The following is a 15,552-nucleotide window of genomic DNA, read 5'->3' as shown; positions in this document are numbered from 1 at the left end:
ACTCCTATGCCAGCTCGCGTGCCAAGCGCTTGAACACCTCGCCGCGCTCCTCGAAGCCGTCGAACATGTCGAAGCTCGCGCACGCGGGCGACAAGAGCACGACGGCAGGCGGCTTCGCCAGACGACGCGCGATGTAGACCGCCGTCTTCATCGAGTACGCGGCGTCGTGAATGTGCACGGCGGGAAAGCCCGCTGCGCGCGCGGCTTCGGCGAAGCGGACGGCGGCGTCGCCGACGAGGATCAGTTCCGTGCAGCGCTCCGAGACGAGATGCATGAAGTCCGTCAGATCCGTCATCTTGTCGTCGCCGCCCGCAATGAGCACGATGCCGTCCGAGAAGGATTCGAGCGCCTTGATCGCCGAATCCGTATTCGTCGCCTTGGAATCGTTGTACCAGGCGACGCCCGCGAGATCGAGAAAATGCTCGATGCGGTGCTCGACGCCCTTGAAGGAGCGCAGCACGCGGCGAATCGCCTCAGCCTCAACGCCCGCGAGGTGCGCCATCGCCGCCGCCGCGAGCGCATTCTCGACGTTGTGCGCCCCCTTGATGCCAAGCTCCGCCGTCGTCACGAGCGCGATCTCCTCGCCGCCCCGGCGCAGGACGAGCTTGTCGCCCAAGAGCAAAGCGCCCTCTTCGAGGGCCTCCCTGCGGCTGAAAAAAAATACGGGGCACGCGGCACGCGCCTGCATCGAGCGCGTCCTCTCGTCGTCGTAGTTCAGGACGAGCCAATCGCCTGTTGCCATTTCGCGGAAAAGCCGTTCCTTCATCGCCTGATAGACTTCCATCGAGCCGTGGCGCTTGATGTGGTCGGGCGTCACGTTGAGGACGGCGGCTACCTTCGGACGGAAGTGCTCCGTCGCCTCCATCTGGTAGCTCGAAATCTCGGCGGCGACCGCGCCGCCCTCGCCCGCCTCCAGCACCGCCTCCGACAGCGGATAGCCGATGTTGCCGCCGACGCGCGTCTTCTCCTTGCCGAACTTCTCGGCGAGCAGCAGCCCCAGGAGCGTCGTCGTCGTCGTCTTGCCGTTCGTCCCCGTCACGGCGAAGATCGGCGACTTGGCAAGCGTCGCCGCCAACTCCACTTCACTCGTGATGCGGATGCCGCGCCGCTTCGCCTCCTCGGCGAGCGGGATGGCGACGGGAACGGCGGGCGAGAGCACGAGAAGATCGCAGCTGTCAAGGAGCGCGGCTTCCTGTGCACCGAAGATCAGCCCGATGCCGAGTTCGCGAAGCTCAGAGACGTCTTCTTTGATCGCCGCCTCGTCCTTCGCATCGGAAAGCGTGACCTTCGCGCCGAGCCTCTTGAGAAGTTTCGCCGCCGCAAAGCCGCTGATCCCGGCGCCGATGACGAGAACCTTCTTTCCTTTGAAATCCGTATCGAGATGCAATATGCTTCCTCCTCGCTTTATCTCTTCCCTGCAGACGAGGGAGGCTTCCCAAGATGTCAAACGTCTGCCTGCGTCAATATGCGAGCCATGCGCCGAGCGCCGCAAAGACGGCGCCGACGAGCCAAAACGTATGGACGACGCGCGTCTCCTGCCAACCCTTTAGCTCGAAGTGGTGATGAATCGGACTCATGAGGAAGACGCGCTTTCCCGTCGTCTTGAAGGAGATGACTTGGATGATGACGGAAAGCGCCTCGGCGACGAAGACGATGCCGATGACGGCGAGCAAAATTTCCGTATGTGTGAGAATGCCGAGCGCGGCGATCGCGCCGCCGAGCGCCAAGGATCCCGTATCGCCCATGAAGACGCGAGCCGGATGATGATTGAAGCGCAAAAAGGCGCACGAAGCGCCCGCAATCGCCGCCGCGAACACGGCAAGCCCCGTCGCGCTGAAGGCGAGCGCGACCGCCATGTAGGCGAGAGCGGCGACCGTGACCGTGCCCGCCGCGAGGCCATCGAGGCCGTCCGTGAGGTTCACGGCGTTGCTCGTGCCAACGAGCACGAAGAGCACGAGCGGGTAGTAGAAGAGTCCGATGTCAAGCTCTGCGTGCACGAGCGGCAGCCAGACCGTCGTCGCAATGCCGAGTTCGTGCTGTGCGAAAAAGACAAGGGCGACGGCGATGACGATCTGCCCCAAGAGCTTCTGTCGCGCCTTGAGGCCGAGATTGCGCTTCTTCACGACCTTGATGTAGTCATCGAGGAAACCGAGCGCGAAGTGTCCGAGCATCACGAAGAGCGCGAGCCATACGCTCGCCGTCAAGGGCGCGGCGGCAAGCGTCGCGAGCGTGATGGCGGCGATGATCATGACGCCGCCCATCGTCGGCGTGCCGCTCTTCGCCTGATGGCTCTTCGGCCCTTCCTCGCGTATGCTCTGCCCGAACTTCAGCTTGTGCAGCTCGGGAATCACGAAGGGGCCGGCCGCGAGCACGAGGACGGCGGCGAGCGCCGCCGCTCCTGCAAGAGAAAGCGCCGTCGTATTCACATCCATCATTTGCCTGCCTCCAGCGCCTTCTTCAACAGGGGGATGATCTCATCCATCTTCATGCCGCGCGAGCCTTTGAAGAGCACGGCGTCGCCCGGCTGCAGGATCTCTTTGAGCCTTGCCGCCGCCGCCTCGTGCGACGCCATGCGCTCGACGAGCGGCACGCCGCCCGCCTTTGCGGCCTCCGCGATGAAGCGGCTCTCCTCGCCGCGCGAGAGGACGGCGGCAAAGCCCAGATGCGCCGCCTCCTCGCCCACGCTCGCGTGGCCGCTCTTCGACGCGCTGCCGAGTTCGAGCATGTCGCCGAGGACGGCGATCTTCCTGCCCGTAAACATCTCGGCGAGCGTCTTCAAGGACGCGCGTGTCGATGCGGGACTCGCATTGTAGGCGTCATTGACGAAGGTGTATGCGCCGCACTTTTCGACAGCAAAGCGCATCTTCTGCGCAGGCGGCACGGCGAGTCCGCGCCGGACATCCGCGAGCGAAAGGCCGAGCACGCGAGCCGCAGCGATGGCGGCGAGCGCATTCGACACATTGTGTCTCCCTGGCATCGGCAGGAAGAGCTCGTGCCGTTCCAGTCGCCCGCACTCCTTTTTCCATTCCAGCATGAATCTCATGCCGCCCTCAGCCTTGCCGACAGCGACGGCACGCACATCGGCATCGCGCGAAAGCCCGAAGGTCACGACGCGCACGCCCGCCTTCGCCTTCTCGCGCATCGCCAGGACGCGCGCATCATCGGCGTTCAGTATGACCGTGCCGCCCGGCTCCATGGCTTCGACAAGCTCCGCCTTCGCCCTCGCGATGTTCTCGATCGAGCCGAGAAGCTCCATGTGCACCTCGCCGACGTTCGTCACGATGGCGACGGTCGGCGCGGCGAGCGGCGCGAGCGCGGCGATCTGCCCGAGCCCCCTCATGCCGATCTCGACGACAGCCGCCTCGTGCGCGGCGCGAAGGCCAAGGAGCGTCAGCGGCAAGCCGATCTCGTTGTTGTAGTTCGCCGCCGTCTTCTGCACAAGAAGGCGTGCGCCAAGCACGGCAGCCGTCAAATCTTTGGTCGTCGTCTTGCCGTTCGAGCCCGTGATGGCGACGACGGGGATGGAAAACTTCCTGCGCCACGCAGCGGCGATCTGCTGATAGGCGAGCAGGGTATCCTTCACCTTGAGCACGACGCCCGTCTCCGGCAGCTTCGCCTCGGGCGTATCAGCCGCTACGAGCACGCCCGCCGCGCCCTTTTCGACCGCCTGCGCCGCGAAGTCCGCGCCGTCAAAGCGCTCGCCTTGAAGCGCGACGAAGAGCGATCCCGCTGCAATCTTTCGCGTATCCGTCACGATGTCGGAAAAAACGATGTCCGCCGCCGTGCGCACGGCTTCGGCCTTTGCCGCACGCTCGACGTCGGCGAGCGAAAAGCGCATCGCATAGCTTTTTTCCCGCGCGGCGACAGCCTCGCGTGCGACTTCCTTGTCGTCGAAGTGGATTGTCTTGTCCTTCAAGATCTGGTAATTCTCGTGCCCCTTGCCCGCGATGATGACGATGTCGTCCTTTTCGGCGAGCGCCACGGCACGCATGATCGCCGTGCGGCGATCGGCGATTTTTTCATGGCGCTTATCGCCGATCTTCTCGAGCACGCCGACCTCGACCTCATCGAGGATGCGCGCGGGATCTTCCGTGCGCGGATTGTCCGAGGTCACGAGCACGACATCGGAAAGCGCCGCCGCGATGCGCCCCATGATCGGCCGCTTCGTGCGGTCGCGGTCGCCGCCGCAGCCGAACACCGTGAGGATGCGTCCTGCCGCAATCTCCCGCGCCGTCTTGAGGATGTTCTCCAAGCCGTCGGGCGTATGCGCATAGTCGACGATGATGGAGAACGCCTGCCCCGCATCGACGAGCTCAAAGCGCCCGGGCACGCTCTTGAAAGCTTCGAGCGCCCTCTTGATCGCCTCGGGCGCGATCCTTTCCGCGAGCGCCGCGCCGACGGCGCTCATGACGTTGTAGACGTTGAAGATTCCCGTGACGCCGAGCGAAAGTTCCATCCTGCCGAAAGCGCCTGCAAGCGTCAGCTCCATGCCCCGCGCATGGACGCGGATGTTCTCGGCGCGAAGGGCGGCTTCCTTCTTCACGGCATACGTGAGATGCGCACACTTCGCATGGGCGAGCATCGTTTCGCCCGCCGCATCGTCATCATTGACGACGGCCGTCTTGCCCGTCTTCGCGCCCTTTCGGCTCACAAGGTCGAAAAGGCGCGCTTTCGCGCGCTTGTAGTTTTCGAGCGTCTTATGGTAGTCGAGATGATCCTGCGTGAGGTTCGTGAATACCGCCGTATCGAACTCGATGCCCGCCACGCGGTTCTGATCGAGCGCGTGCGAAGACACCTCCATGACGACGAAATCCATGCCGCGCCGCGCCATATAGGCGAGCGTTCGCTCCAGGACGACGACGTCGGGCGTCGTATTGTGAATCGGCAGAGCCTCATCCTCGACGAGGATCTGAATCGTGCCGATGAGTCCGACCTTGTACCCCGCCTCGCGCAGGATGGCACGCGTCATGTAGCTCGTCGTCGTCTTGCCGTTCGTTCCCGTGATGCCGATGATGCGCATCTTTCGCGACGGGTAGTCATGGAAAAACGGCACGATGACCTCAAGCGCCGCCGCAAGATTCGGCACGCGAAGAACTGCCGCCGCACCCTCGGGAATCTCGATCCCGCGCTCCGTCAAAATCGCGCGCGCGCCCTTCTCGACCGCCTGCGCGATGAAGGAATGGCCGTCGACATGCAGCCCTTCGATGGCGACGAAGAGCGTCCCCTCCGTCACCTCGCGCGAATCGTGCACGATGTCCGCGATCTTCGCAGCTGCATCTCCCTTGATTTCAGCGCCCTCGACGAGCGCCGCCAACTCGGCAAGCGTCTTCATTGCCATCCCTCCATGAAATTTATCGGACCGATTCCTTCGCACCTGTCGCAAAGTAGACCGTCTTCGGCGTGCTCATGCCGAGCTTTTCCGTCGCGATGCGGCGCACGCGCTCGGGCGATTTCATCTGTGCGATCTCAATCTTCAGATGCTCATTTTCCTTTTCGAGCGTTTCCGCCTGCTGCTGTATCTTCACGAGATCGTAGCCGCGGCTCGCCGTGATGCCGCTTCGGATCGTCACCGCCATCGCCATGATAGAGACCAGCGCGAGCAGCAAGAAGCAGCGGGAGCGCAGATGCGTGTTGAGCGTCGGCCGTCTCTTAGGCGGCGGCGCGGGCTTCTCGATCCGCTGCGGCTGCGGCTGCAACTCCTCTTCAAAATACTCATATTCCCTTTGTCTTGCGAGCATCTGTGATCCCTCCTTGACGATAAACTATGCGCAAAAAATATCGTGCGCCCTTTCCTTATATCTTCTCCGCCACGCGCAATTTCGCGCTCTTGGCGCGTGGATTCTCTGCAAATTCTGCGGCGCTCGGCTTCTGCGCCTTGCCCAAGAGCCGGACCTCCGGCTCGTGACCGCAAACGCAGACGGGAAGCCCGGGCGGGCAGATACAGCCGCGTGCGAGTTCCTTCAATGCCTGCTTGACGATGCGGTCTTCGAGCGAGTGAAACGTGAGGACGGCGATCCTGCCGCCGGGCGCGAGCGCGTGCACCGCATTCTCGACGCTCGCCTGCAGGATGCCGAGTTCGTCGTTCACCTCGATGCGGATCGCCTGGAAGATGCGCTTCGCCGGATGGCCGCCCGCCGCGCGGCGCACGCCCTTGGGCACGGCGCGGCAGACGATGTCAACGAGTTCGCCCGTCGTCTCGATAGGCTTTTCCTGCCGCGCCGCTGCGATGAATGCGGCGATGCGCTTCGCCCAGCGCTCCTCGCCATAGTCGCGGAAGATGCGCCAAAGCTCCGCCTCGTCATATTCGTTGACGACCTCGTGCGCCGACAGGAGCCGCGACGTGTCCATGCGCATATCGAGCGGCGCGTCCTGTATGTAGGAAAAGCCGCGCTCTGCCGTATCGATCTGATGCGACGACACGCCGAGGTCGAAGAGCACGCCGTCAACAGAAGCGACACCGAGACTTTGCAGAAGCGAGGTAAGCGCACGGAAATTCGAGCGCACGACATCGACGCGGCACGAAACGTCGGCAAGCCGCTCTTTCGCCGCCCGGATCGCCGCCTCGTCCTGATCGAGCCCGATGAGCCGTCCTGCGGGCGAGAGCCTGTCAGCGATGCGCCGCGCATGACCCGCGCCGCCCAGCGTACAGTCGACATAAGTGCCCGCAGGCTTCACGGCGAGCGCCGCCAGAGTCTCCTCCGGCATCACGCTCGTATGGTGAAACTCCATGCACTCACCTCAAATCCCGAGATCCGTCAGCGTCTCCGCGATCTTCGTGACCATCGGATTCACCTCGGCGTTGTAAGCATCCCAAGCCGTGCGGCTCCAGATCTCGGCGCGCGTCATGACGCCGTTCAGAACGACATCCTTCTTGAGGCTCGCATAGGCGCGCAGGTTCGCAGGCACGAGGAAGCGTCCCTGCCTGTCCAATTCCAGCTTGCGTGCGCCCGCAAAGAAGAAGCGTGCAAAGGCGCGAGCCTCAGGTTTCGACATCGGCAGCGCCTTGAGCTTCGCCGACAGCCGCTCCCATTCCTCCTCGCCGTAGAGAAAGAGGCAGTTATCAAGCCCCTTCGTGATGACAAACGAGCCGCCAAGTTCCGGGCGAAAATCCACAGGCAGGATCACGCGCCCCTTCGCGTCAATCGTATGCGTGTATTCGCCCATCAACATCTCGCTTGCCACCTCCTTCACCAGTGCTCTCTATATTAAACCACATTTCCCCACTTTTCGCCACTTCATTGTCTAGTTTTAATTCTTTCTTTCCCGTCTTTTTCCTGCCTCTTGTTTTCATTTTTTTCATCATGCGCCCATTTGCCGCAAAAAATAAAGAGAAAGCACCCCCTTTACCAAAGGCAAGGGACTGCTTTCCCACAAACATATTTTCTTTTTAGGCAAGAAGAAGCCGCTCTTTTCCCTACCGCTTCTGCCAGCCGAAATTCTCGAAAATCGGCAAGTAGCGCAGACGCTTCTGAAACGACCCTTCCGTGTTTTCCGTATGGAAGATCGGCACGCGGTCGATCGCGTAGAGATTGCTCGCGCGATCCGCGTTGCCATAGCGCACGGTGAACGCCATCTTGTAGCCCGCTTCCTTCACGAGATTCGCGATGTGCAGGTTGTATGCGCCCCCCGGATAGGCGAAGCATGTGACCGTCTTGCCGAGCTTCTCCTCGATCATGCGCTTTGAGGCGGAAAGCTCCTCCTTGACCTCGTCATCCGTAAGGCTCGTCAACGCGCGGTGCGTCATCGTGTGCCCCTCGATGGAAAAGCCGCTCTGCTCCATCTCGCGCAGCTGCTCCCACGTCAGATAGCCCTTCTTCTTGCCCACCATCTCCGTGACGACGAGGATCGTCGCCTTGAAGCCGTACTTCTTGAGAATCGGGTACGCCTTTTCATAATTGTCCACATAGCCGTCGTCAAACGTGATCATCACAGGCTTTTCCGGCAGCTTCCCCGCACCTGTCAATGCGCCGTAAAGCTCTTCCGGCGTGATGGACTGAAAGCCGTTTCTCTGGAGCCATGCCATTTGCCTATCGAAATCCTTTGGCGCGACGGCAAGCGAATGATTCATATCGTTGACCATGTGGTAGTTCAAAATGCGCACCTTCGCACCCTGCTCGACTTCCTGCGAAATGCGTGCATCAATGTTCCCCGTACCCGCCGCCAGAAACAGCGCAAAGAACAGCACGAAAAGCGGCAGAAATTTTTTCATGAAACCCCAAGAGGTCAAGCCAAAGGCACAGACCGATTGGCTAGGTTTCTGTAAGGACGGCGCACAATGTCCACAAGGCGGACGTTTGTGCGTGTAGTTTGTCATCTCTTTCCTCCCTTAGTCGCGAATCGCATTGGCAATCGTCGCCGCCTTGACGGCAGCCGCCTTTATAGCATCAGCATCCGCCCCCGTGACGTTGACATTCTTCGTGACCTTCGCCTCGTAGCTCTCACCACGCACGATGTCCGCGAGGTCGATTCCCGTTGCCGCCTTGACCGTCTGAAACGTCTTCGCCATGACGAGCGGCACATTGTCTGCCATCGGCTCGACCGCAGAGGCGCTGCTGCCGCCGATGATGGATACATTGCCGATGCGCTCAAGCGGCTTTGCCACTTCCGAAGCGATCTGTGGCAGAATCTCAACGATCATCTGCGCCATAGCCGCCTTGCCGTATTTCTTCAGTGCTTCCGCCTTGCGATCCATCGCAGCGGCTTCCGCCTCGCCTTTCGCCTGGATTGCGGCAGCTTCAGCCTCGCCCTGCGCCTTGATTCCTGCCGCTTCCTGCTCTGCCGCATAGCGCGAGGCCTCCGCCTCAGCCTTCTTTGCCTCCGCCTTGCGCTGCGTTTCGTAGAGCGCGGCTTCCGCTTCACGCTGACGCTTGGCAAGATCGGCAGCCGCCTTCTGCTCGACGGCATACTTTTCTGCGTCCGCCTGCTTCTGAATCTGCGCCGCAAGCTCCTGCTCACGCACGGACACCTGCTGCTTCTTCAGCTCCTGCTCACGCTCCGCCTTCGCGATCTGCGCGTTGACCGTAGCGGCCTGAACGGATTTCTGCTGCTCCTGCGCCTGAATTTCGTAGGCTGCATCCGCCTCCGCGCGCTTGATATCAGACGCCCGCTTAAGCTCCGCCTGCCGGATGGCAAGATCGGTCTGCCTCTGGGCAATCTCAAGATCCGCCTCTACCTGCGCATCGTTCGCTTCCTTCTGCGCCTGCGCCTTGGCCACAGCGACATCGCGCTCCGCCTCAGCGCGCGAAATAGCCGCCATCTTCTTGATGCGCGCCGTATTATCCGCACCGAGGTCGACGATCAGACCGTTATTGTCCGTGACATTTTGAATGTTGCAGGAGATGATCTCTATGCCGAGCTTCTTCATATCCTGCGCCGCTTTATTGACCACCTGGTCGGAGAAACTGTCGCGATCCGTATTGATGGCTTCGAGCGTCAGCGTACCGATGATTTCCCGCATATTGCCCTCAAGCGAATCCTGCAAATCCTTCGCGATCTGCTCTCCTGAGAAATTCAGGAAATTGCGCGCCGCGAGCTGCACGCTTTCCTCATCGCGTCCGACCATGACCTTGGCTACAGCATCGACATTCACATTGATATAATCGTTCGTCGGCACAGGTGTTTCCGTCTTGATATCCACAGAAATCTGTCCGAGGAAAAGAGAATCCATGCGCTCAAAAAAAGGAATGCGTGCGCCGCCCTGCCCGATGAGGATACGCGGACGCTTCTTGATGCCGGAAATAATGAGTGCCGTCGACGGCGAAGCCTTCACATAGCCGCCCACTAAAATCGCCAAGAGCACGACGACCAGCACAACGGTGCCAACAATTCCTCCGATAAATAAGATTCCCATAAATCTCGCGGCGCATCGCAAAAGCCAAGCGCCGCTTCCACCCCCTTTGCAGATATCTCCCTCTCGTCTATGCCTCACTCACGCCCAACTCGCGCAGCAGGGCATACTCGTTTTCTCCTTTTCTTGGATTATACGTCGTATAACATATTTCGTCAAATTCCGTGAGGTGGCAGTGTCAAACCGATTCCCCCTCACTCGTTGCATTTTTCGTCCGTATTTGATAGAATGTATAATCGCAAATAAAGGGGGATTGGCCATGTTTATTCTAAGATACAGTGCATACATACTCATTTCTGCCCTGCTGCTCTTCGCAGGCGGCGATACAGCTCTGGCAAAAGCAATCGAGCATGCCGAAACGAATGAGCAAAAAACTCATCCGATGATTGTCAAAATGCCGAAGGATTTATCCACGCTTTCCGAGGGCGAGACCATCACACCGGAATCGATGCTCGAAATCGAACCCGTCGTCCTGCGCGCCCACGGTGAGCAGCTTGTCATGGAGCTGCCGCCCCTCGGTGAGCCATTCGCTGCCTATGAACTCGCTACTGGAGTCACTACATTCATCAATGCACATTTCTTGAATATGGGTTCTCCCTTGCCAATGTCCGCCCTCATCCTTCGCATTCCTTCCCGCGCGGATACCCAGATTCCTGCCGAACAAGACCTTAAGAATACAATCGACGATTTTATCGGCTCGTATCAGGAAAACTCCCGTGTAACGAATCTGAAGATCCTCAGCAATGAGTCGACGGTACAGGACGCGCATCCCGCTCGGCATCTTACTATGCGTGCGGATCTCGAAGGGGCAGACACCATTCTCGACGTGCTGGTTCTCGCCTCAGAAACAGGAACCTGGCTCATTCACCTAAACTACGACCCAAATGATAAAAACATCGTCAACCACGCGCATTTCCTGTTTTCCTCCATCAGCCTCAACGAAGATTCCGAAAAAACATCGCCATAAAGCGGCAACAAATTTCGTCTTTATCTGTTATGATTCAAAAGGAATCACTGATAAAGGCAGCTTCATGAAAAAAGACAGCGAAAGCTGTCTTTTTTTCATACGCAGAGCCTTATATCCTCCCCACTCAAACTGTGGAATCTCCATCATCACCATCGTTTCCCTGCCGCCCATACCTGATTCGTCAAGCCCCTCACCGCATCCATGCCGACATCATGCAGCAGCCTGCCGCGCCGGCTTCAATGCAGGCGTCGAGCCGCTTCCTGCCGACGCCGCCGAGCGCGAATATGGGGAGCGGCGACGCCTTGCAGGCGGCGGCGAGGGCGGCTGTGCCGAGGGGAGCAGCGCCGGGCTTGCAGGCGGTGGCGAAGATGGGACTGAGCGTTGCATACGCCGCGCCGAGAGCGGCGGCTTCGGCGATTTCGGCAGCGGAATGCGCCGATGCGCCGACGAGCTGCACGGCGCCCGCTTGCAGTACTGAATGCCGCCCGCTCCGTGTACTCGCCGCACGCCATTCACGCAGGACATCCAGCGGCAGGTGGATGCCGTCCGCGCCCAGTTCCGACATCATACCGAGCGCAATCCGACCATGCGCGAGACACTTCTTCCCATGCCTTTGCGCAATGCGGGAAACTTCAGCCAAAAGCGTCCGATACGCCTCAGACGTCAAGTCCTTTTCGCGCACGATGATCCAGTCCAACATCTCCATCGCGACGACGCGCTCGATCTGCGCGAGGAAATCGCCCCGTACGAGATGGCGATTCGTGATGCAGGCGATGATTTTTCCTCTATACATAGACGTAATCGTTCAGCACAGGCTGCAGTCCGCCGCGCGAAAGCCCCGCATACATCTCGGCAAGCGAGCGCGCGTCGGCGATTTCAAACTGTTCGTCGCCCGCCGCCAACGCTTTTTTCCCCTCGTACTTCTCCTCGTGGTCGCCGATGCCCGTAGAGACACCCGCCGATACCTTCGTCGCCGCGATCTTCACGATGCCGTCGCGAAAGCTCGCCGACTCGCGCGAGGAGACCGTGACGCCGACATAGGGCAGAAAGATGCGGTAGGCGCATAGCACTTGGCAAAGCTCCTTCTCATGCACGTCGTGCGCATGGATATTCGCGTTGTTGACGATGGGACGCAGCCTAGGACAGGAGAGCGCGTATTCGACATGCGGGTATTTGCGCTGCAGGAAGTAGACGTGCAGCGCCGTCGCCAAGGCATCGCGCCGAAAATCGGAAAGCCCCAAGAGCGCGGAAAATCCAACGCCTCTCATGCCGCCCAAAATAGCACGCTCCTGTGCTTCAAAGCGATAGGGGAACACACGCTTCCTGCCAGCGAGATGAAGTTCCTCGTAACGCGCGGTGTCATACGTCTCCTGAAACACCGTCACATAGTCCGCGCCGCACTCATGCAGATAGCGATAGTCCGCCGTATTCACCGGATAGATTTCAAGACCGACGCTTCGAAAATACTGCCGCGCCAAGCGACATGCCGCACCGATATAGGAGATGTCGCTTTTGACGGGACTTTCACCGGTCAAGATCAGGATCTCCTCGATGCCTGACGCTGCGATGATCTCCATTTCGCGTGCGATTTCCACCATCTCAAGTCTGCGCCGCACGATGTCATTATAGCGATTAAATCCACAATAGACGCAGTAGTTGTCACAATAGTTTGCGATATAAAGCGGTGTAAAGACATAGACTGTATTGCCGAAATGCCGCCCTGTTTCCCGCTGCGCACGTTTAGCCATGCGCTCCAAAAACGGCGCGGCGGCAGGCGACAAAAGCGCCGCAAGATCCTCGACGCCGCACGTTTCGTGCGCGAGCGCACGCTCCACGTCGGCGGCACAATAGGCGGCAGGGTCGTAATCTTTCATTGCAGTCAAGACCTTTTCACGCACATCGGAGTCGATCTGTTCCATATCGGGCGCGTATTCCATAACATCCGTGCGGCTCGCCGGATCGTTTTCGAGCCGATGCTTCTTTTCGAGCGCCGCACCTCGCAGACATGCTGAATCTACGAAGTACTCTGCATCTTCTCCCATCTCATCACCCCTCAATCGTGCAGAAAGCCCGTCAGCGGATCGGAAGCAGACGCGCCGCGCTCCAAGACGCGGCCAAGCCCCGCAAGGTAAGCCGCGCGTCCCGCTTCGATCGCCGACTTGAACGCTGCCGCCATCCGCGTCACATCGCCTGCCGTCGCGATCGCCGTATTCGCCATGACAGCAGCGGCGCCAAGCTCCATCGCCTCGCACGCTTCCGACGGCCTGCCGATGCCCGCATCGACGATGATCGGCACATCGATCTCCTCGACAAGAATCTTGATGAACGCCCTCGCCTGCAGTCCCTGATTCGAGCCGATGGGAGCGGCGAGCGGCATGACCGCCGCCGCCCCGGCATCCTGCAAGGCGCGCGCCGCATAGAGATCGGGGAACATGTACGGAAGGACGGTGAAACCTTCGGCGGCGAGCAGCTTCGTCGCGCGGATCGTCTCCCCGTTATCCGGCAGCAGGTACTTCGTGTCGCGCATGATCTCCACCTTGACGAAGTCGCCGCAGCCAAGCTCGCGCGCCATGCGCGCGATGCGCACCGCCTCCTCCGCCGAGCGTGCGCCCGACGTGTTCGGCAGGAGCGTCACATGCGCGGGGATGTAGTCGAGGATGCTCTCGCCTTCGCGCGTATTCGTGCGCCGCACGGCGAGCGTCACCATCTCCGCACCCGCATTCTCCACGGCGGCGCGGATGAGTTCGAGTGAATACTTACCCGATCCCAAAATAAAACGTGAACGGAACGATTTCCCACCCAGATTCAGAAGATCGTCCTCCTGCTTCCTTTCCATCATGCTCCCCCTCCAACTCTCCCCTGCGGGAGAAACTCTGTCAACATCGACTGCACATGCCGCAAGAATGCAGCAAACCACACCTTGCCGTCAGCCGCCGCCGACGAAGCTCACGATCTCCACGACATCGCCCGCCGCAAGCCGCACCGATGCATACGTCGCCCGCGGCACAATCTCGCCGTTTCTCTCGACGGCGATGCGTGCAGGCGTATAGCCGACTTCCTGCAGATAGTCCAAGAGCATCCTGCCGTCCGCCGCAGCGTCCTCGCCGTTGACCTTCACCATCTTCATCCCTCCCAAAAAGAAAACCGCACACGCCAAAGTGGTGTATGCGGTCAAAATCGCCCTCTATTCCCTACGTTGGCATGATCCAAATCAGGTTTCGGGTCGGAGCGAAAAGCCCCCTCTCAGCCCATTCGTGGACTCCCCTTGCAATATTCATTATAGCGCGGCGGCGGGAAAATGCAAGGAAAATTATCCACAAAAGGATCTGTTGCAAGCATGTAAGGCATCTCCTTTTCGAATCTGATAGATATGCTACGTTCTTCGTGCGGTACACAGGCTGTTATAAACTACACGCACAATATAGCTACACTGTATCTCTTCTCAAATTTATGATATACTAACATCATAGAATTGATAAATTCAACGATTCCTATAGATTTGTTCCATATTTTTATCTCAAAAAAGGAGGTTGAAAACATGCCTTCGACCATGATACGAGTCCGCATGGATTCAGCGTTAAAAGCCCAGACGGATGCCGCACTCGCCAGTATGGGACTCAACATGTCCGTCGCGGTCAACGCGATGGCGCGTCAGATCCTGCGCCAAGGAAGGCTTCCTTTTGAGCTTTATGCAACAAATCCCGAAACGATGGCCGCTCTGCGGGAAGCCGAAGAGATACGCAGAAATCCCGAGGATTTCAAGTCCTATGCTTCAGCACATGAAATGATGGAGGATATTCTTTGAAATACAAGATTATTCCCACAGCACGTTTCCGCAAAGATGTAAAAACCGCCGCCAAACGCGGGCTGCCTCTTTGCCGTCTGGAAGAAATCGTCGACCAGCTTGCCTCCGGAGTGCCATTGCCCGAAAGGAATCGCGACCATGCACTTACAGGTACATTCGCGGGCTATCGAGAATGTCATATCTTACCAGATTGGTTGCTAGTCTATCGTATTGACAACGAAATTCTCACTTTGCTCCTTCATCGAACAGGTACACACAGCGATTTGTTTTGATGCTCTTTATCTTTGCGGAAAAGCAAGACGCAATGCAACCGCTCTTTTTCGCATTCTATAGATGCACCGCATTCCACGCAACATGACAGCAACTATTCTCAAGAATCGTAATTATACTCTGGCTATCCGCTAGGAAACATGCTATAATCTATCTAGTAGTAAGGTGATTCTCGTATGCGGCTCTGCCGTGTACTCGACCTTACATGGAACCAATCAAACGGTCGGCATATCGCTGACTTCTTGGACGTTTCCCTGTAAATGAAGGAGGTTTTTGTGTGACCATAACGAAAGATATGGGCATCGGAGAGGTTGTCCAGAAATACCCTGCCACGGTTCCCGTATTCATGAGCGCCGGCATGGGATGCATCGGCTGCGCCGCCTCGCACTTTGAGAACATCGAGCAGGGTGCGCTCGCGCACGGCATCGACATCGACGCTCTGATGAAGGGGCTGAACGAGGCTGTCGCTGCGAATTGATTCGCAAAAAAAGGGACTGAGCACAAGTCTTTGACTTATGCTGCAGTCCTTCTTTTTTCTCTATGGATCTTACGATGCAAAGACAAAGAAGAGATGCGTCGGGGCGGCGGCGCCGGATGTATCCGCGCTTCCTTTAGGAAAGGGGTTTTCTCATGCAGCTGATGAAGCGATTCAAAAAGAAGAAA

Annotated in this window: 17 protein-coding genes and 1 riboswitch; of the genes, 4 read left to right on the top strand and 13 right to left on the bottom strand. The window is 59.0% G+C overall.

Going from position 1 to position 15,552, the window contains the following annotated elements; translation table 11 throughout:
• Window positions 1-4: 4 nt before the first annotated feature.
• From murD to ACO5Z0_RS04495, 9 genes are all read right to left on the bottom strand, one after another.
• Window positions 5-1,387 carry a UDP-N-acetylmuramoyl-L-alanine--D-glutamate ligase gene (murD, locus tag ACO5Z0_RS04535; protein ID WP_485649381.1) on the bottom strand — a complete coding sequence of 461 codons (1,383 nt, stop codon included), beginning with the start codon at window positions 1,385-1,387 and terminating at the stop codon, window positions 5-7.
• Window positions 1,388-1,460: 73 nt separating this feature from the next.
• Window positions 1,461-2,435, bottom strand: coding sequence for a phospho-N-acetylmuramoyl-pentapeptide-transferase (gene mraY, locus ACO5Z0_RS04530; protein ID WP_485649380.1), 975 nt, complete (start codon window positions 2,433-2,435; stop codon window positions 1,461-1,463).
• Window positions 2,432-5,338 (bottom strand): UDP-N-acetylmuramoyl-L-alanyl-D-glutamate--2,6-diaminopimelate ligase, encoded by a 2,907-nt coding sequence (locus ACO5Z0_RS04525; protein WP_485649379.1) that lies wholly within the window; start codon window positions 5,336-5,338, stop codon window positions 2,432-2,434. The genes mraY and ACO5Z0_RS04525 overlap by 4 nt, the downstream gene beginning before the upstream one ends.
• A gap of 13 nt (window positions 5,339-5,351) precedes the next feature.
• Window positions 5,352-5,738: a cell division protein FtsL gene (ftsL, locus tag ACO5Z0_RS04520; RefSeq protein ID WP_442673516.1), complete on the bottom strand. Its 387-nt coding sequence runs from the start codon at window positions 5,736-5,738 to the stop codon at window positions 5,352-5,354.
• 55 nt (window positions 5,739-5,793) lie between these two features.
• Window positions 5,794-6,729, bottom strand: coding sequence for a 16S rRNA (cytosine(1402)-N(4))-methyltransferase RsmH (gene rsmH / locus ACO5Z0_RS04515; protein ID WP_485649378.1), 936 nt, complete (start codon window positions 6,727-6,729; stop codon window positions 5,794-5,796).
• A gap of 9 nt (window positions 6,730-6,738) precedes the next feature.
• Entirely contained in the window at window positions 6,739-7,170 is a 432-nt protein-coding gene (gene mraZ / locus ACO5Z0_RS04510) for a division/cell wall cluster transcriptional repressor MraZ (protein WP_264918432.1), read from the bottom strand.
• Window positions 7,139-7,378 (bottom strand): hypothetical protein, encoded by a 240-nt coding sequence (locus ACO5Z0_RS04505; RefSeq protein WP_485649377.1) that lies wholly within the window; start codon window positions 7,376-7,378, stop codon window positions 7,139-7,141. Before ACO5Z0_RS04505 ends, mraZ begins: the two co-directional genes overlap by 32 nt.
• 36 nt (window positions 7,379-7,414) lie before the next feature.
• The gene (locus ACO5Z0_RS04500; protein ID WP_485649376.1) at window positions 7,415-8,209 is read right to left on the bottom strand and encodes a polysaccharide deacetylase family protein; all 795 of its coding nucleotides are present in this window, start codon (window positions 8,207-8,209) and stop codon (window positions 7,415-7,417) included.
• Window positions 8,210-8,326: 117 nt separating this feature from the next.
• Window positions 8,327-9,850, bottom strand: coding sequence for a flotillin family protein (locus tag ACO5Z0_RS04495; protein ID WP_485649375.1), 1,524 nt, complete (start codon window positions 9,848-9,850; stop codon window positions 8,327-8,329).
• Window positions 9,851-10,106: 256 nt separating this feature from the next.
• On the opposite strand from ACO5Z0_RS04495, the gene ACO5Z0_RS04490 reads away from it, so the two are divergent.
• Complete coding sequence (locus tag ACO5Z0_RS04490) at window positions 10,107-10,814, top strand: hypothetical protein (RefSeq protein ID WP_485649374.1); 708 nt, start codon at window positions 10,107-10,109, stop codon at window positions 10,812-10,814.
• A 190-nt stretch (window positions 10,815-11,004) separates the two neighbouring features.
• Here ACO5Z0_RS04490 and ACO5Z0_RS04485 read toward each other — a convergent pair whose 3' ends face one another.
• The 4 genes from ACO5Z0_RS04485 to thiS all read right to left on the bottom strand — a co-directional run bounded on the left by ACO5Z0_RS04485 (window position 11,005) and on the right by thiS (window position 13,935).
• A complete protein-coding gene (locus ACO5Z0_RS04485; protein ID WP_485649373.1) occupies window positions 11,005-11,607 on the bottom strand; it encodes a thiamine phosphate synthase in 603 nt (200 codons plus the stop codon).
• The gene (gene thiH / locus ACO5Z0_RS04480; protein ID WP_485649372.1) at window positions 11,600-12,856 is read right to left on the bottom strand and encodes a 2-iminoacetate synthase ThiH; all 1,257 of its coding nucleotides are present in this window, start codon (window positions 12,854-12,856) and stop codon (window positions 11,600-11,602) included. Before thiH ends, ACO5Z0_RS04485 begins: the two co-directional genes overlap by 8 nt.
• A gap of 11 nt (window positions 12,857-12,867) precedes the next feature.
• Window positions 12,868-13,650, bottom strand: coding sequence for a thiazole synthase (locus ACO5Z0_RS04475; RefSeq protein WP_485649480.1), 783 nt, complete (start codon window positions 13,648-13,650; stop codon window positions 12,868-12,870).
• 90 nt (window positions 13,651-13,740) lie between these two features.
• Window positions 13,741-13,935 (bottom strand): sulfur carrier protein ThiS, encoded by a 195-nt coding sequence (gene thiS, locus ACO5Z0_RS04470; protein WP_485649371.1) that lies wholly within the window; start codon window positions 13,933-13,935, stop codon window positions 13,741-13,743.
• Window positions 13,936-13,984: 49 nt separating this feature from the next.
• A riboswitch (TPP riboswitch) is annotated at window positions 13,985-14,090 on the bottom strand.
• Window positions 14,091-14,286: 196 nt separating this feature from the next.
• On the opposite strand from thiS, the gene ACO5Z0_RS04465 reads away from it, so the two are divergent.
• The 3 genes from ACO5Z0_RS04465 (at window position 14,287) to ACO5Z0_RS04455 (ending at window position 15,367) form a co-directional block, all read left to right on the top strand.
• A complete protein-coding gene (locus ACO5Z0_RS04465) occupies window positions 14,287-14,619 on the top strand; it encodes a type II toxin-antitoxin system RelB/DinJ family antitoxin (protein WP_485649370.1) in 333 nt (110 codons plus the stop codon).
• On the top strand, window positions 14,616-14,891 hold the full coding sequence (locus ACO5Z0_RS04460; protein ID WP_485649369.1) for a type II toxin-antitoxin system YafQ family toxin: 276 nt from the start codon (window positions 14,616-14,618) through the stop codon (window positions 14,889-14,891). Before ACO5Z0_RS04465 ends, ACO5Z0_RS04460 begins: the two co-directional genes overlap by 4 nt.
• A 275-nt stretch (window positions 14,892-15,166) precedes the next feature.
• Window positions 15,167-15,367, top strand: coding sequence for a DUF1858 domain-containing protein (locus ACO5Z0_RS04455; RefSeq protein ID WP_442672678.1), 201 nt, complete (start codon window positions 15,167-15,169; stop codon window positions 15,365-15,367).
• Window positions 15,368-15,552 lie beyond the last annotated feature (185 nt).

The organism is Selenomonas sp., assembly GCF_057272215.1.
This window is presented reverse-complemented; position numbering and strand designations above follow the sequence as displayed.

What these genes read in the sequence shown, in the direction of transcription:
- mraY (WP_485649380.1), bottom strand. Translation starts at nt 2,435, where the DNA reads ATGATGGATGTGAATACGACGGCGCTTTCTCTTGCAGGAGCGGCGGCG.
- ACO5Z0_RS04525 (WP_485649379.1), bottom strand. Translation starts at nt 5,338, where the DNA reads ATGGCAATGAAGACGCTTGCCGAGTTGGCGGCGCTCGTCGAGGGCGCT.
- ftsL (WP_442673516.1), bottom strand. Translation starts at nt 5,738, where the DNA reads ATGCTCGCAAGACAAAGGGAATATGAGTATTTTGAAGAGGAGTTGCAG.
- rsmH (WP_485649378.1), bottom strand. Translation starts at nt 6,729, where the DNA reads ATGGAGTTTCACCATACGAGCGTGATGCCGGAGGAGACTCTGGCGGCG.
- mraZ (WP_264918432.1), bottom strand. Translation starts at nt 7,170, where the DNA reads ATGTTGATGGGCGAATACACGCATACGATTGACGCGAAGGGGCGCGTG.
- ACO5Z0_RS04505 (WP_485649377.1), bottom strand. Translation starts at nt 7,378, where the DNA reads ATGTTTGTGGGAAAGCAGTCCCTTGCCTTTGGTAAAGGGGGTGCTTTC.
- ACO5Z0_RS04500 (WP_485649376.1), bottom strand. Translation starts at nt 8,209, where the DNA reads ATGAAAAAATTTCTGCCGCTTTTCGTGCTGTTCTTTGCGCTGTTTCTG.
- ACO5Z0_RS04495 (WP_485649375.1), bottom strand. Translation starts at nt 9,850, where the DNA reads ATGGGAATCTTATTTATCGGAGGAATTGTTGGCACCGTTGTGCTGGTC.
- ACO5Z0_RS04490 (WP_485649374.1), top strand. Translation starts at nt 10,107, where the DNA reads ATGTTTATTCTAAGATACAGTGCATACATACTCATTTCTGCCCTGCTG.
- ACO5Z0_RS04485 (WP_485649373.1), bottom strand. Translation starts at nt 11,607, where the DNA reads ATGTATAGAGGAAAAATCATCGCCTGCATCACGAATCGCCATCTCGTA.
- thiH (WP_485649372.1), bottom strand. Translation starts at nt 12,856, where the DNA reads ATGGGAGAAGATGCAGAGTACTTCGTAGATTCAGCATGTCTGCGAGGT.
- ACO5Z0_RS04475 (WP_485649480.1), bottom strand. Translation starts at nt 13,650, where the DNA reads ATGGAAAGGAAGCAGGAGGACGATCTTCTGAATCTGGGTGGGAAATCG.
- thiS (WP_485649371.1), bottom strand. Translation starts at nt 13,935, where the DNA reads ATGGTGAAGGTCAACGGCGAGGACGCTGCGGCGGACGGCAGGATGCTC.